Origin of the sequence: Halolactibacillus miurensis, from assembly GCF_900116255.1 — a bacterium.
GTDB classification, from domain to species: domain Bacteria; phylum Bacillota; class Bacilli; order Bacillales; family Amphibacillaceae; genus Halolactibacillus; species Halolactibacillus miurensis.
On record NZ_FPAI01000008.1, the window covers coordinates 95,506 to 112,066 of the forward strand.

Genomic DNA, 16,561 nt, shown 5'->3' on the forward strand with positions numbered 1-16,561 from the left:
TATAGGTATTGATTGATTAAATCAGTGATTTTATCCTTTGACTGACCCCATCATACCTGCGACAAAGTGTTTCTGCATAAAGAAGAACACCAGCGCCGTTGGTAACGTCGCGATCGTAATCGCCGACATAATCATGCCGTAATCGGGCGAATAGCTTGACCCTAAGTTAGAGATCAGTAACGGAATCGTTTGTTTACTGGGTGACTGCAAGACAACGAGTGGCCAGAGGAAATTATTCCAACTGTTCATAAAGGCAATAATCGCTGCGGCCGCATACGTTGTTTTCATTGTTGGGACAAAGATTCTAAAGAAAATACCGATTTCACTTAAGCCATCAATCCGTCCTGCTTCAATTAAATCTTTCGGAAACATCTTCGTATTCTGTCTAAAGAAGAAGATGAAGAAAGCGGTTGTAATCGTCGGTAGAAAGGCCGCCGCTAACGTATCAATCCCGATAATCGGGGCGGTTTGTGAAATCCGTCCAAATAAACGATACAGTGGGATCATAATCGATGCGAATGGAATCATCATCGATAGGAGTAAAATGTTAAAGACGATGTCTTTTCCTTTACTGCGATACATCTGAAAACCATAACCAGCGAGTGAGGCAATAAATAGCGTAAAGACCGTTGATAAAATCGCAATAATCGCACTGTTTGTGAGCGCAGTGACCATATCAACTTGGTCGAATAATTTGCGTAAGTTTTCAAATAAATACGTTCCTGGTAGCTGTCGACCTTGAGTGACATCGACAGATTTATTCGTCATACTCACAATCATCCAAAAGAATGGATAAATGGAAATGATGGTTGCGATAGATAAGAAGAGATATATGAGTGTCTTTTTTAGTTTCTTCATTCTTTTTCACCTGCCACTTTAAATTGAATAATAGATAGAATAACGACGAGGATCACAATGACATAAGAGACCGTTGCAGCATAACCGAAGTTCGGTGTGTACTTAAATGATAAGTCATAAATGTACTGCGAAATCGAAATCGTTTGGATCCCTGGTCCGCCACTCGTAATGTTGACAACTTCATCAAAGAGTTGAAGTGTCCCGATGGTGGATGTGATCGTTGTAAAGAGAATAATCGGTTTAAGCATCGGAATCGTGATTTGAATAAATTGTTGGAAGCTATTAGCCCCATCAATGCGAGCAGCTTCATAAATGGATCGATCAATATTTTGAAGGGCGGATAGATAAAAGATCATATTATAGCCTGTCCATCGCCACGTAATCGCAAGAATAATAACAACTTTTGCCCAAAACGGATCTGAGATAAAGGCAATGGGCTCACTAATAAAATTCAAGTTTAAAAGTAATTGATTGACAATCCCATCAATACTAAACATGTATTTAAAAATAACAGAATACGCAACGAGTGAGGTAACTGCTGGTAAAAAGATCGCAGTTCTAAAAAAACCACGGAATTTTAAATCAGGATCATTTAAGATGACAGAGAAAAATAAAGCAAGGACAATCATGAGTGGCACTTGAATAATAAGATACGTCATCGTATTAATTAAAGCTTGTCTTAAGGTTGGATCATTAAGTAATCGACTCCAGTTATTAAGACCAACATATTCTAAATTGGCGCCCATACCCGATTGAAAGGATAATAAAAAGGCATCGAACATTGGGTAAAAATAAAACAACGTAATGGCTACAACAGATATAAGAACAAATAACCAACCGATATTATTTTTATTTGTGAGCTGCTTCATCGTTATCTAACTCCTTTTTTAAACTAAAGCCGCAAGGCTTATCTTTCTATCCCCTTGCGGCTTAGCCATTCTAAATTAACGTAATTGTGTTTCAGCTTGTGATTGCGCGTTATCTAATACATCACCAACATCCGCACCGTTAAGGTAGTTTTGCATTTCAACTTTTAAGATGTCATCAACCGCATAGGTGTGCATACCGTAGTTGACTGGTGGGATTTGTTCTGACCAAGTCGCAAAGTCTTGGATAATCGCTTGACCACCGAAGAATGGATCTTCTTGTTCAAAAGCTTCACCTTGTGTCCCTGGAATATACGTACCAAGTGCACCAATCTCCGTAACTAAATCTGTGTAGAACTGTTCATTTGAACCGAATGTATTCGCTAAAAACTCAGCCGCAAGTTCTTTACCATCTTGATTTAACACATACCATGAACTACCACCAAGGTTTGATGTGTTCACCGCACCGTCTACTTCTAAACGTGGAAGTGGAAGAACAGCCCAGTTACCTGATTGACTCGCTTCTGCTTTCACACTAGGAGTGATCCAGTTACCTGTTGGGACTGTTGCGACATCCCCACTGTTAAACGCACTAACAAATTGGCTCCAGTCAGAGTTTAATTTGACGATATCTGCATCCATCATCTCTTTATATAAAACAAAGATTTCTTCAAGGGCAGGGTTATCAGCTAAAGCTGGTGTGTTACCATCTTCTTCAAAGTACCATTCGCCAGCTGACTGTAACATCATCCGCACCATACCAAAGTCGTTTGGATCAAGCGTAATCATATCTTTACCTGTCGCTGCTTTCACTTCTTTACCGATTTCAATGTATTCTTTCCATGTAATATCACTTAAATCTTCTACAGTATAGCCTGCTTCTTCTAAGTAATCGGTCCGAACATAAAGACCACTTACCCCTGTATCAAATGGTAAACCGTAAATGTCGCCATCAAAGCTTGTTGCTTCGACTTTGTACTGAGCGAAGTCATCTGGGTTAATATAATCCGTTAGTGGATAAAAAGCGTCAGGGTACGATTGTAAGAAACTCTGTGCCCGGTAATCTTCAATTAACACAATGTTTGGCATCCCTTGTGTTGTACCTGATGATAATCCTGCGTTTAAACGTTGAATAATATCATCTTGAGCATTTTCAATGATTTCAACATACATCTCACTGTCACCATCATACGCTTGGTTTGCAAGTTCTAATGCACGAATATTAAAGTTTGGATCCCACGCCCACGCGGTGACTGATTGCACGCCGTCCGATGTTTCACCTGAGTCTGTTCCGTTATCTGAATCACTTCCGCCCGTGTCGTCATTTGACGTGTCATCCCCACCACAAGCAGCTAGTACACCCAGCATCAAAATAAGTAATAAAGTAAAAATCTTTTTCATAAGTAAACCCTCCTTATAATTTGTGTAAGCGTTTTCTTTTTCGCTACATCCTTAGTATAACGCCAAAGAAAAAAGACCGTTAGCACGATCTTTAGATAAGTAATGGTCTATTTTTTAGATAGTGCCCGGTCTTTTCTCTTCATTTTTGGTCTTATTTTTAGAAGTTGGACTATTTTTATATCTCGTGAAAAGTCTCACGATTTTTTTATCAGTGGTAAGGTGACGATCACCCGTGTTCCTTGTCCTTGTTCACTCTTTACCGTGACACCGTACTGATTACCATAAAGTAAATGGATCCGTTCTTGAACATTTTTCATCCCAATACCTGAAAACATTTGCCTTTTATGATTCACCACATAAGGGAATTGTTCTTTTGACAACATCATGCCATCACCATCATCCATGACTTCACAGTAAAGCGTCTCCTCTTGTTTTCTCATCATGATTTGAATGAAACCTGTTTTCTTTTCATTAAACGCATGAAAAAAGGCATTTTCAATAAATGGTTGTAAGACGAGTTTCGGTAAATGATACGCATATACATCCGGTGCGACAAAGAAATTCACCCTTATTTGGTCACCGTAACGGGCTTGATTAATTTTAACGTAGTGTTTCATGTTGTCTAACTCTTGTTCGACCGTCACTGTTTCTCCGACTTCTCCTAGTGTGTTTTGGAGTAAGTTAATAAGTGCATGAATCGTCTCAATCGCTTCTTCTGTCTGTTCATGTCTTACCATAAACTTCACCGTCGTCAAGGTGTTATATAAGAAATGCGGATTGATTTGGTGTTGCAGGGCACGCAGTTCCGCGTCACGCTGTTTCTTTTGCGATTCAACAACGACACTTACATACTGGTCGAGTTCATCAAGCGTATAGTTAAACGCTCGGGCAATCTGAGTGGACTCATAGCCACCTTCTTCTTTTAAGCGCTTGGTGAAATTGTGTTTATTTAACTTTGCAATTTGTCTCACTAAACGTGTGAGTGATAAGGTAATATGTCGAGAAATTAGCCATGATAGTAAAATTGCCATTAACACAATACCGATCGTAATGACTATAAGCTCCTGGGTATCGATTAAATTACCAACAATGGTTTCTTGGTCAATCACGTTCACTAAATACATATCCAGTCCGGTTATATACTCCATTAAAACGTGATAATCCGTCCCAAAAATCGTCACTGTATCTGTCAGCGTCTCATTTAGTGGATCTCTTTCAATCATTTGTTTTAAGTGATCAAGTTTTTTACCAACCCAACCAGCTTGGTTACTCGATAACACGACGCCTTCTCTGTTTAACAGGACCATCGAGTTTTCCGCACTCGTATAACCTTCATAGAAGGAACGCAGCTCATTTTCTTTAATCGCCACGTAACTAAAGCCATACGTACCAGAAGTAAACCGATTAGCCAGAGCTTTGCCGGCGACGATCAGCGGCTCGTCTTCTGTTTCTACCATCGCATAATGAATACTATTTGGCTCATTTTTTAATTTGTTATTGAACGACCAGCTGGACAGTTGGTCATAGGTCACGGGCCAATACGAATAATTCATATTGTACAAATCTTCATACGGGCCGAGAACCATCAAGTTTGCCCCTTCAGGCTGAATGCGGGTATAAATCCGGCGGATTTCTGTGACGATATCGAACGCATTTTGTGCGTGATTAGTAGAAGTGGTATCCTCAACGGCTAATACGCGTTTAATTGTTCCTGAATTCTCAACATCTTGAAGCGTTCTAACAACAGCCGCCGTGTAGTCATCAAAGCGACGCTTTGATTCATTGATAATCCGTTCGTTCGTTAGACTGAATGTATCCATAAAATACGCCGTTGAAATTCGCAAGGTACTGACACTAATGAGAATCGCCACTAACAAAACACTCAGCAACGTCACACCAAATACTTTAAGAAATAAACCATTGCGATACAACCAATCTTTCAATCCAAATAATAACCGACTCATCGCGTCGTCTCTTTTCTATAGCGACTCGGTGATAATGATGTTTTCTTTTTGAACACTTTACAAAAATAACTATGGTCTTGATAACCCACCATACTTCCGACATCGGCAATCGATAAATCATGATTATTCAACAACTCTTTCGCTTTATTAATTCTCACATCCGTGAGGTAATCACTAAACCCTTTATTTAAGTGTTGAGAAAAATAACTGGATAAGTACGAGGGATTAAAATGAAAATGGGCACTTAAATCGGTCAGTGACAGTGATTCACTGTAATGGTCATCAATATAAGCAAGTAGCTGCGTTAAATTATCGTGTTCTTGATTGGACTGCATCACTTGGTTGGTCAGTTCATTGTAGAACTGTTGGAAATGAAAATAGGCTTCAACGAGTGTTGTACTATGATTGATCGCATTAAAGTACTGATACTTTTTTTGTTCAAAGTGATCATTCTTGCCTGTTTTATCGGTTAAGGCCACGACCATGTTAAAAATAATGTTGCCGAGTAAATTCTTTACTTCATTCGGTTCTGATTGGTAGTCTTGTTTTATTGAATTTAGATAGTCGTCCATATATCGAAGGGCCACACCATATTTCTCTTGTTTAAATAACGTCAGAAAAATACTGAGATCAAATGGCTTATTACTTGGAACAAGTACTGGTAAAGCTTGATAATCGAGTAACACATGTTCAGATAAAAAGAAATGATAGCGCCGTAACAACTTGATCTCATCATATAAACGCGTAATCTCACGTGCCTCTTTCGCCTTCGATGATTGAATGAGTGAGACAGCGTGTGAAGACAGAGCTTCATGTTCATGATTTAAAGCATCAGCCAACCTATCTTCTTCACCAAACAATAGCTGTAACCGGTGATGGTCATCTCGTTCTAATTCAATGTTATCTACCGACGTCAGCTGCTCAATGGCAACGAGCGGTTCTTCACGTGAAAAATCTGATCGTCTGACTTCCACAAAAACAAATACCTGCCCTGAAATAATCTGATTTAACTCATCTAAGTCAGCATCGTGATGATACTTTTTCAAGACTTTGTCTACTTTCGATTTTAATGACACATCCATCTGATCTTGTTTAACTGTGTGGCCTTTTAAATCAGCTGTTTTTTCCACACGTTTGAGTGTTTCTAATAGTACTTCACCATCAAGTTTAGGCTTTAAAATATAATCAATCACGCCGTGTTTAAACGTATCTCTGACATAATCAAAATCGGCATAACTACTTAAGACAATCACTTCGATGGCTGGGTAATGGGCTTTGATATATTTAATCAAATCCGTCCCGTTCATCACTGGCATCACAATATCGGTAATCACAATATCTGGCTTCAACTCATCAATCAACAGACGGGCTTCTTCACCGTTTGACGCTTCACCGACGACTTCAAATCCTTCATCTTGCCAGTTGATATAATGCAAGATGCCTTGTCTGATTAATCGTTCATCATCGACAATCAATACTTTTGTGAGTGACTTCGGCATAACATCTCCCCCTTACATACAGAAAAACTTATCACTAGTATAGCACGACTTTTCTGAAATCGTCACGAGTGATAGTAAACGTTGTCAACGATTCCACTAGCATCACATACACGATGTCTTCATCATCGTCTAAGACAGCTTTCTCTTTTAGTCGCTTTATATTGAAGCTCTTTCATCTTTAATGTGAAAAAGCGAAGGAACATTCACCTTCGCTTTTTCATCCATGTATGTGTCTATCTTAACAGCATCACTTGACTTTTAGCGGTGCTAACTGTGCATCAATGTCTGTTTGTTTATAACCACCTTGGATAAGCGCACAAGCTGTATACGCCCCTTCAATAAAGGCGGCATCGATAATCGTCACGTCTTTATCCGTCATTTCACTGACCATTTCTAGTGTCATCTTGGCACTGCCTAAGTCATAGAAACAATATAACGTGTCACTATCATTTTGTTCAATCGCCGCTTCAATTAAAGCATAACTTGAACCAACTTCACCGTCATCAGTCCCACCTGCATAGGTAATCGACACATCCGGTGCACTTTCTTTGAGTAAGCGATACACGCCTTCGGCAATATGATCGACATGTGACGCAATGACAATGCCTAAACTCATGCGATAACCTCCTCAATGAGTGCTTCAAATAGATAGCCGCTTGAGACGGCCCCAGGATCGAGGGCGCCAATCGAGCGGTCGCCTACATAAGACGCCCGGCCTTTTTTCGCTTTAAGTGGTTTCACATCGAGAAGGGCTTGATCAATAGTCGCTTGAGAGAACGTCCCTTCTTTTAAAGCCGTTGCGACAGGCTGCCACATATCAATCATCGTCTTATCACCCACATCTGCCTTTCCGCGGTGTTTAATCCCTTCTAGTCCTGCTTCAATAAGGACACTTAAGTCCCTTGTCTCTTTGGCTTTCTTTGCCATCGCCATAAAGGCAGAGCCGTATAAAGGGCCTGAGGCTCCGCCAACTTTACTAATGAGTGCCATCGCCGTTTGTTTTAATACGGCCTCTAAGCTTTCATCTGTCACACTTGCCAATTTTTCTTTGACGGCTTCTGTCCCTCTTGCCATATTCGAACCGTGATCGCCATCTCCAATCGCTTGATCAAGATCACTTAAATAAGCTTTATTATCTGTTACTTTTCCATGAAAGTTTAATAGCCAGCGCTGCGCTTGTTCATGTGTTAATTCCATGCTATCTCCTCCTTACCAACTCAAGACATCAACAGGTGATGTGAGTGCTTCTTTGTATGTTTCATCATCTAAATCAATCACTGTCAATGATAATCCGGCCATATCAATCGATGTCATAAAGTCGCCGATTTTTTGAAACGTGATCTCAACGTCATACGCTTTTAGTTCGTTGACGACGTCGCGGTAAAACACATACAACTCTTGTATCGGCGTCGCACCTAAACCATTCACTAAGAGGCCGATTTTCTTTGTTTCTTTTCGTGTCTCCATCAGTTTAGTAACCAGTTCTTTTGCGATCTGATGACTTTGTTTTAACTCACTCCGACGATAACCCGGTTCACCATGAATCCCGACACCATACTCCATTTCGTTCGCTTCTAGCGTAAAACCTGGTTTTCCAACTTCAGGGACGGTCGCCCCAGTTAACGCGACCCCTAACGTGTCGATATGATGAATCAGCGCATCACCTAACTGTTTTAACTCCGCTAACGTTTTACCTTCACGCGCAAAGTGTCCTAAAATTTTATGCACAAGAATCGTACCAGCGACGCCGCGTTTTCCGGCCGTATACGTACTATCTTCGACCGCAATATCATCATCCACAAGAATCGATTCGACTTCGATGTCTTCCATTTCGGCCATCTCTTTTGCCATATCAAAGTTCATCACGTCACCCGTGTAATTTTTTACAATCAGTAACACACCTTTACCCGTATCACTCGCTTTAATCGCTTCATAGATTTGATCGGGTGTTGGTGACGTGAACATTTCACCAAGCACAGCTGCCCTGAGCATCCCGTCACCGACAAAACCAGCATGAGCCGGTTCATGACCACTCCCCCCACCTGACACTAATCCAACCGTTGCTTGTTTCTCTTTCTCAATCACGACGCGGGTATCTTCAATCCTTGTCAGTAAATCACTGTGGGCCAACAGCATGCCTTCTAATAAGTCATCTACAACTAAATGGGGTTCATTGATAATTTTTTTCATCGGTTGTCCTCCTAGATGGTTCAGCCGAGACCATGCGGCCCCGGCTGATATGTTATTTGTCTTTAAATGTTTGGTCATTTTACACGTGTTACCATTTATTCTCCGCGTTTTTTCATGTAGGCTTTCGCATAAACATCGACGGCTTTAATCGCTTGAACGACATCATCAGGTGTCACGGTAAACGGCATATTTTTCATCGTTTCTTCTGGTTTAGTCGCCAGTTCACCAATTTTGTATAAGTCCTCATCAGTGGCTTTATCTAGATGCACAGCTTCTAATGTGACCGGTAAATCTAACGCCAGGTACAAATCAAGATAGCGCTCGATTTCACTTTGCGTTTTATTTTCTAACACAAGTTGTGTCATTGTGCCGTAGGCCACTTTTTCCCCGTGTGATAAATGGTGAATGTCCCCGTCGACAGCAGTAAAGCCATTATGAATCGCATGTGCTGCAGCTAGACCTGAATCTTCAAATCCAAGGCCACTTAATAACGTATTCGCTTCAACAATCGCATCAAGGGCTGGTGTGACAATCCCTTGTTTATTCGCTTCATAAGCAAGTAAGGCGTAATCGAATAACACCGCTTCACATTTTTCTGCAATCGCAAATCCTGCAATAGTCGCTTTTCCACCACTCATTGTCTCGCCATTTTTTTGTTTAACGGCACGTGCCTCGACAAGTGTCGCCAAAGCGTCAGAAATACCTGAAGCAAGCATACGGCTTGGTGCTTTTGCGATGATTGATGTATCCATTAACACGAGATCTGGATTCTTTTTATAGAATAAGTATTGTTCAAACGCACCTTCTTCTGTATAAACAACCGACAAACCAGACGTCGGGGCATCCGTTGATGCAAGGGTCGGGAAGATGACAATCGGAACATTTAAGTTATTCGCCACTGCTTTAGCCGTATCAAGGGCTTTACCAGCACCCACACCAATTACCGCATCGACGGATTTATCTTGACCAATCTCAGATACACGATCGATTTCTTTCATTGAACACTCACCGTTAAATGTCACTTTCGTCACAGTAAAGTCTGATTCTAAGTTACCAACAAGTGTATCCGCTGCGATACTTTGTACAAATTCATCGGCTAACACGAGTAAGTTTTCTCCGAAATGTGTTAAATACTGACCTGCGTGATTAAGTAAATCTTTACCTTGAATGTAACGACTTGGGCTAACAAAAATTTTATCCATGTGAATCCTCCTAAAGATTTTTTCCAATCTCTACGATTGGTATTTGGTAACGCTTTAATCTATACGATTATTGTAGGATGTAAACGCTTTATTTGGAACGGACAAAATAGGTCATCTGTCAAAACGACTATATTTTTTGCTTTATCCGCTTGTCATTTTCAGCTACACTATGGATAGGGTGATGCCAATGACAACTTCAATCATTACACAAAAAATGATTGCACAAGCATTAAAAGACTTAATGAACCATCAGGCGTTTCAAAAGATTTCAGTCTCTGACATTATGAAGCAGTGTGAGATGCGCCGGCAAACATTTTACTATCATTTTCAAGATAAATATGAACTACTAGCATGGATTTATCAGTCCGATACAAAAGAACATATTGCCGACTTTTTAGACTATGAACGGTGGGATACGATTCTTTATCAACTGTTTCATTATTTCTATGATCACCAAACATTTTATAAAAATGCCTTAAGTGTGACAGAACAAAATGATTTTGGTGATTACCTTTACCATGAATTGCATCAATTATTTATACATGTCATCAAAGATCTAAGTCACCACGCTTCTAGTGAACAACTGGATTATCAAGCGAAGTTCTTCGCCCACGGGTTTGTCGGCATGACAAAGGACTGGTTGCTCTCAGGATGTGACGCGTCACCGATCGTGATGCGTGATGTTGTTTATGGTTTGCTTGATGAACAACTCAAGATTTCATCACACGAAAGCGAGGAACAACAATGAAACACATAATAAATATGAAACAAACAGCGATAACATCGATGTTATCAGCCTTTTGGTTTGAACATCAATCGCGGATAAACATCGATTCCGATCATCACATCATTTATCTCCCTGAAACGACGGGCGTGAGCTTAATCTCTGGTGGCGGAAGTGGTCATGAACCAGCGCATTTCGGCTATGTAGGCGAAGGGATGTTGACGGCCAGTGTCAGCGGTCAACTCTTTACCCCACCTTTTCCTGCCGCAATTTTAAAAGCGATTACATTGACAGACAACGGGCAAGGAGTTTGTCTTATTGTCAAAAACTTCGCAAGCGATGTGGAAGTTTTCACTGAAGCGATGCGACAAGCACGTGAGAAAGGACATGACGTTGAGATGGTCATTGTCAGTGATGACGTGTCAATTGATAATAAAACCACTTACTCCAAACGTAAACGTGGGGTGGCAGGCACAGTACTGATGCATAAACTACTCGGCTTCTATAATCAACAAGGCAAAACGTTAAAGGAACTGACAGCTATCGCAAACAATATCTTACCGCATCTCTTCACTTTAGGGGTGGCCTTATCTTCTGCGGAACTACCAAAGACAGCGCCATTTTTTAAGTTGAATAAGGATGAAGTCTATTTCGGTGTCGGTATTCACGGAGAAAAAGGGTACCGAAAGGAACCGTTTCAATCGTCAGAACAACTCGCGATTGAACTATATAACAAACTCAAGCATTTACACCAATTTAGACAAGACGATCATTACGCCTTTTTGATTAACGGGCTTGGGGCAACACCGTTACTCGAACAGTATGTTTTTTCGAATGACGTAAGACGCCTAGCGGCGCTTGATAAGATTACGATTGATTTTTTAAAGACCGGGACGCAACTATCGTCATACAACATGCAAGGTATTTCTTTAACGTGTTTAAAAATCACCGATCCATCAATGAAAACAGCCTTACAGGCACCCGTTGATGTGAGCCACTGGTAGGAGGAGAAAACGATGGAAACAAGTTATGTGACAAGTAAAGACAAGACATTACTCCATCTTTATCGTTATACGAATGAAAAAACACCGACACTCATTCTTCAATTTGCGCACGGGATGGGGGAACACGCGGGGCGGTATCAAGATTTTTTTAACTACTTATCTGAAAGAGGGATTTTTATTTTTGCGCATGATCACCGCGGGCACGGAAAAACAGCTGAGAAAAATGGCATACTGGGTCACTATAGTGATCACGATGGTTTTGAAAAAGCGGTGGATGATCTTTTACTCGTCAGTGATTTGATTAAAGAAGCGTATCCAAGAACACCCAAAGTGATCATGGGTCATTCCATGGGTTCTTTTTTAGTGAGACGCTTTATTGAACGCTATCCAAATGAATGTGACGCGGTTATATTGTCAGGTACCGGCTATCATCAAGGTCTTACTGGAAAGGCGGGCCAACTATTAAGTTTGATTGAAACGAAACTGTTCAGTAAAACCCACCGCAGTAAAGTGCTTGATGCCTTAAGTTTTGGTCAGTACCAAAAACACTTTAAAAATAGAGGTAGCTGGCTCTCACGTGATGAGGTTATTGTGAAAGCTTATCAAAATGATCCCTTTAGCGGCTACGTTTCAACGAGTCAGTTTTATCTTGACCTGCTCACAGGTATTGAACGCCTTCATAAACAAACGGAAGTGAACAAGGTGAATAAAGACACACCGATTTTATTAATCAGTGGCGATGAAGATCCTGTAGGTGATTTTTCTGAAGGAGTTAAAAAGGTAGCGGCGGATTATAAACACGCTGGGATTAAGTCTGTTGATGTGATTCTTTATCCAGGTGGACGTCATGAAATGTTGTTTGAGACAAATCGAGATGAAGTTGCAGAAGACGTTTATCAGTGGCTGACGAGAACCTTTTCCTAATGCTTAGAAAAAGACTTTTTTCATTTAGTTAACGTAAATATAATTAAAAAAGCGTTTCCCAAAGATAGTTTTTTCAATGGGGAAACGCTTTTATATTGCTTTGAATAATATTTCCTAATAGAAACGCATGGTTACTGTTTCGGAAGATGAATATGAAACGTTGTGCCTTGATTGGGCTTGCTTTTTACTTCCACTCTTCCTTTATGTGCATCGACTAAAGCTTTCACAATAGATAAGCCGATGCCAATGCCACCTGTTTTACGATCACGTGATTTATCTCCGCGGTAAAAACGTTCAAATAAGTGAGCTAAATCGTCTTCACTAATACCTTTACCTTCATCTTGGACAGTAAAGGTTACCGTCTTAGATGATTCTGATAGTGATAGTTTGACAGATTTCTCTTTATCCGTGTATTGTAGCGCATTATTAATTACATTCGTCAGTACTTGTATCAGCTTGTCACGATCGACTGTTACGGAGATCGGTTGATTCGGTACCTCAAGTGATAATTGAATGCTCTTGTCATGGAAACTTGAGCTAAATTGTTCATACATAAAGCTTAATAATTGATTAGCATTGATTGTTTTCTTATTGAGTTTTATTTCCGGATTTTCTGCGGCAATTAAACTCTCCAGTTCATTGACTAACCGCACCAGTCGCATCAATTCTTCATGACTTTTTTCGAGTCGGTCTGTTGTCGGCTCAAAGACGCCATCTAGATAAGCTTCTAATTGAGACCGTAAGGTCGCAAGGGGCGTTCTTAGTTCATGTGCGAAATCAGCGGTAAATTGTTTACGTAAGCGCTCTTGTTTATCTAACGTAAGCGCTAAGTCATTGACCGCTTCACCGATGTCTTTCATTTCACCAGAGAGCGTTTGAACATCAACTGGTGCTTTTAACTTACGCGCTTTTAAGTCACGTATCGCTTCGCTTACGACTTTAAAACTTTTGGTCAAACGTTTGGAGAAGAGCGCTGAGAAAAATAGAGCTAAAACAATCGTGATAACAACCGCCAACATAATGTTTCGTCTAATTTGACTAAAAAAACTAAAGTCAGCCCCAACAAGTTGATTCGGTGAATAGGCGATTAATGTACCAATGGTCGTATTGTTTTTTGATAAAGGAATGGTTGTTTCATTTAATTCAACTTCCTCCATCATATGGTTATGCATATGCATACTGCCCATGCGGTTGACCATACGTAAGGTTGTAAGAACACGGTTACCATTTGCATCATAAAGCTCATAAAACACATCATCACTTTGCGCTTGTTGGCGCATCATACTTTCTAAGTGGGTTGAGACAAGCGACTCGTCTCTTTCATATGTCTGATAGATTTCTTCTATGATTAAGTCGTGATTTTGAAGACGAGCCTCATCTAAGTAATCACTAAATTGTTGTTCAAAACCAAATAACATCGGGAAGCTCGTTAACACAATACCAATCACACTGATCAACAGTAAATAGAGAAAGACTTTAGAACGTAATGTCATCGCGGTCAACCTTTCCGCTAAATTTATAGCCCATCCCAAAGACAGTCACAATAAAGTCCGGTGACTTGCTGTCTTGTTCAATTTTTTTGCGTAAATTTTTAATATGGGTATCAATCACCCGTTCATAACCTTCGACATAGACTCCGTCATCTTCAAGGCGGTCAAGTAAATCAGCTCGGCTATAAACACGATCTGGATAGCGTGCGAGAGCGGTCAATAATTTATATTCAATCGGGGTGAGTGCGACCGCTTCATGATAGGCCGTAACTGATTTTGTTTCTTCATTTATTATCAGGGCTTTTTTATTAAAGGACCGGACGACGTCAGTTTGATCATTTTTTGTCATACCAATTCGGCGCAACAATGCTTTCGTTCGAACCACAACTTCTTTTGGGCTAAAGGGTTTTTTAATATAATCATCTGCCCCGATGACAATCCCGTTAATTAAATCTTCCTCTTGCGACTTTGCTGTTAACATAATAATAGGTACATCGCTTGTCACACGGGTACGTTGACAGATTTCTTCACCGGTCATATCCGGCAACATTAAATCAAGTAGAATAATATCATAGGCGGCTGTTTCAATCATCGCGAGTGCTTCTTTACCATTCATTGATGTATCGACCGTCCAATTTTCTTTTTCAAAATAAGCTGTTAATACTTCTAAAATCGATGGTTCATCATCGACAAGTAATACATGTGTCATTCTGATCACCTCACGCTTTAGTTTACCACGAAATAGTGTCTTAAACGCTTATCTTCACATAATCCACACAATCAAAAAAGCTTACGACACCCATTCTATTGGATATCGTAAGCTAATCATCTATTATAAAAGCAGTTATGACGCGCGGTGCTCGCTATGTCTGATTGGGAATAAGTGATCCGGTTCTTTTTTTAAGTACACAACCCAGTAAGCGCCGGCGACAAACATGACACCACCAACCGCATTGCCTAAAAAGACAGGAATAAAATTGAGAACATAAGCTGTCCAACTAAAGTAACCGGCAAAAATAGCCGCTGGGATTAAAAACATATTCGCAACCACGTGCTGAAAACCAATGGCCACAAACGCCATTGTTGGAAACCAGATCCCTAAGATTTTACCGGACATATCTTTCGCACCATAGTTCAGCCAAACGGCTGAAGCAACGAGCCAGTTACAACCAATGCCTGAAAGAAAGGCTTGTAAGAAGGTCGCGTCTAACTTATGTTCAGCTAAATGAACGGTTGTTTCTAAGAAAATGCCTTCTGTCATTCCAACCACATGACCGAAAAAGTAAGCAACAAAGATCGCACCTAAAAAATTACTTACGGTAATAAGGACAATATTTTTTAATACATGACGTGATTTGATTTTTCGCTCCATTCGAGATAATGGTACCGCCATTAAGTTGCCCGTTAAGAGTTCCCCGCCTGCAAGTAACGTGAGAATAAGACCAATAGGAAAAAGAGCTGCGCCGATAAACGATGAAAAACCGCCCCACGCTTCAGGCATATTTGCCGTGACATGAATATAGAGTAAGTATCCTAAGGCGATAAATGCCCCTGCCTCAAAGCCTAAAATCGTTGATTGTAAACTTGTGTAGTGTGCTTTTTTGTAGCCAGATGACACCGTATAATTGGCTATTTCGTCTGGATTGTAAAAACCCATCATGATCAGATCCTTTGCATAAATGTTTGTGATTCATTTAACATGATATACCTATTAATGGGTTTTGTCTATATCAAAATGAGAATATATTTTTGGTATGCGCTTACATTTTAAAAGTATTATCCCGACAAATGTATGACGCCTTCTTATTGATTACGCTTGTTAAAACGTCACGTTATCAAGTCGTTTAATGACAAGAAAAAAGACAGGCAGTTGCCTGTCTTTTGCATCATTGCTCTCAAATATTTAAAGATATTTATTTAAGTCTTCTACTGTCTCGATCTGATGAAAGTCATTAACAATTGTTTCAAGTTTTTGGTCATCTAACTGTCGTAACTTATCTTCTGTTTCTTCAGGCAAGTGCTCAATTTTTCGACTGAGGAAGGCCAACAATGTTTTTGCCATGCCTTTTTGTTCTCCTTTTTCTATTCCTTGTTCTATTCCTTGTTCTATACCTTCTTCTCTTAACACATCAGCAATGGTCTTCATGACATCACTCCCCATAGGATAGGCTTGTTCTAATGTTTTTACTATATCACGGATATCATTTTTTGTGAATGCATCACTTACATTAAAAATATACCGCATCACCGTTTCAAAATAGGCGATACCCGACGCTTTTTCATCTAACGTATTTAACGCTTTCGCCGCCTGATAGATACTCTCTTTTAAATCCGCTGGATTTTTCGTATAAAGATTGCGCCATACCGTAAAAAGTATCTTTAATTGGGCGACCCCTTTTATTTGTTCATCTTGATACGTCGATACATCAAATAGTAAAT

The 16,561-nt window shown here is 40.1% G+C and carries 16 protein-coding genes; 3 read left to right on the top strand and 13 right to left on the bottom strand.

The features are described from left to right. Window positions 1-30: 30 nt before the first annotated feature. The 9 genes from BM390_RS07040 to BM390_RS07080 all read right to left on the bottom strand — a co-directional run bounded on the left by BM390_RS07040 (window position 31) and on the right by BM390_RS07080 (window position 9,980). Window positions 31-858 (bottom strand): carbohydrate ABC transporter permease, encoded by an 828-nt coding sequence (locus tag BM390_RS07040; protein ID WP_062322762.1) that lies wholly within the window; start codon window positions 856-858, stop codon window positions 31-33. Next, entirely contained in the window at window positions 855-1,727 is an 873-nt protein-coding gene (locus BM390_RS07045; RefSeq protein WP_062322764.1) for a carbohydrate ABC transporter permease, read from the bottom strand. Before BM390_RS07045 ends, BM390_RS07040 begins: the two co-directional genes overlap by 4 nt. A gap of 75 nt (window positions 1,728-1,802) precedes the next feature. Next, complete coding sequence (locus BM390_RS07050; protein WP_089853758.1) at window positions 1,803-3,125, bottom strand: ABC transporter substrate-binding protein; 1,323 nt, start codon at window positions 3,123-3,125, stop codon at window positions 1,803-1,805. Between the two features lie 194 nt (window positions 3,126-3,319). After that, on the bottom strand, window positions 3,320-5,089 hold the full coding sequence (locus tag BM390_RS07055) for a sensor histidine kinase (RefSeq protein WP_062322766.1): 1,770 nt from the start codon (window positions 5,087-5,089) through the stop codon (window positions 3,320-3,322). Continuing rightward, entirely contained in the window at window positions 5,086-6,588 is a 1,503-nt protein-coding gene (locus BM390_RS07060) for a response regulator transcription factor (RefSeq protein ID WP_089853761.1), read from the bottom strand. The genes BM390_RS07055 and BM390_RS07060 overlap by 4 nt, the downstream gene beginning before the upstream one ends. A 247-nt stretch (window positions 6,589-6,835) precedes the next feature. Continuing rightward, entirely contained in the window at window positions 6,836-7,204 is a 369-nt protein-coding gene (gene dhaM / locus BM390_RS07065) for a dihydroxyacetone kinase phosphoryl donor subunit DhaM (protein WP_089853764.1), read from the bottom strand. After that, on the bottom strand, window positions 7,201-7,785 hold the full coding sequence (dhaL, locus tag BM390_RS07070; protein WP_089853767.1) for a dihydroxyacetone kinase subunit DhaL: 585 nt from the start codon (window positions 7,783-7,785) through the stop codon (window positions 7,201-7,203). Before dhaL ends, dhaM begins: the two co-directional genes overlap by 4 nt. 12 nt (window positions 7,786-7,797) lie before the next feature. Beyond that, window positions 7,798-8,778, bottom strand: a complete 981-nt coding sequence (dhaK, locus tag BM390_RS07075) for a dihydroxyacetone kinase subunit DhaK (RefSeq protein ID WP_089853772.1) — start codon at window positions 8,776-8,778, stop codon at window positions 7,798-7,800. Window positions 8,779-8,873: 95 nt separating this feature from the next. Continuing rightward, complete coding sequence (locus tag BM390_RS07080; RefSeq protein ID WP_089853775.1) at window positions 8,874-9,980, bottom strand: glycerol dehydrogenase; 1,107 nt, start codon at window positions 9,978-9,980, stop codon at window positions 8,874-8,876. Between the two features lie 187 nt (window positions 9,981-10,167). Here BM390_RS07080 and dhaS point away from each other — a divergent pair, with 187 nt between their 5' ends. The 3 genes from dhaS to BM390_RS07095 are packed head-to-tail and all read left to right on the top strand — an operon-like array spanning window position 10,168 to window position 12,632. Further along, a complete protein-coding gene (dhaS, locus tag BM390_RS07085) occupies window positions 10,168-10,728 on the top strand; it encodes a dihydroxyacetone kinase transcriptional activator DhaS (RefSeq protein ID WP_062322771.1) in 561 nt (186 codons plus the stop codon). Beyond that, window positions 10,725-11,708: a dihydroxyacetone kinase subunit DhaK gene (locus BM390_RS07090; protein WP_089853778.1), complete on the top strand. Its 984-nt coding sequence runs from the start codon at window positions 10,725-10,727 to the stop codon at window positions 11,706-11,708. The genes dhaS and BM390_RS07090 overlap by 4 nt, the downstream gene beginning before the upstream one ends. 12 nt (window positions 11,709-11,720) lie before the next feature. After that, entirely contained in the window at window positions 11,721-12,632 is a 912-nt protein-coding gene (locus BM390_RS07095) for an alpha/beta hydrolase (protein ID WP_089853781.1), read from the top strand. A 131-nt stretch (window positions 12,633-12,763) separates the two neighbouring features. Here BM390_RS07095 and BM390_RS07100 read toward each other — a convergent pair whose 3' ends face one another. The 4 genes from BM390_RS07100 to BM390_RS07115 form a co-directional block, all read right to left on the bottom strand. Next, window positions 12,764-14,125: a sensor histidine kinase gene (locus BM390_RS07100; protein WP_082394600.1), complete on the bottom strand. Its 1,362-nt coding sequence runs from the start codon at window positions 14,123-14,125 to the stop codon at window positions 12,764-12,766. After that, window positions 14,109-14,831: a response regulator gene (locus BM390_RS07105; protein WP_062323919.1), complete on the bottom strand. Its 723-nt coding sequence runs from the start codon at window positions 14,829-14,831 to the stop codon at window positions 14,109-14,111. Before BM390_RS07105 ends, BM390_RS07100 begins: the two co-directional genes overlap by 17 nt. Window positions 14,832-14,966: 135 nt before the next feature. Further along, complete coding sequence (locus tag BM390_RS07110) at window positions 14,967-15,779, bottom strand: formate/nitrite transporter family protein (RefSeq protein WP_062323917.1); 813 nt, start codon at window positions 15,777-15,779, stop codon at window positions 14,967-14,969. Between the two features lie 246 nt (window positions 15,780-16,025). Further along, window positions 16,026-16,561 (bottom strand): DUF4351 domain-containing protein (locus tag BM390_RS07115; RefSeq protein ID WP_143103149.1); only part of this gene is annotated, 536 nt, incomplete at its 5' end.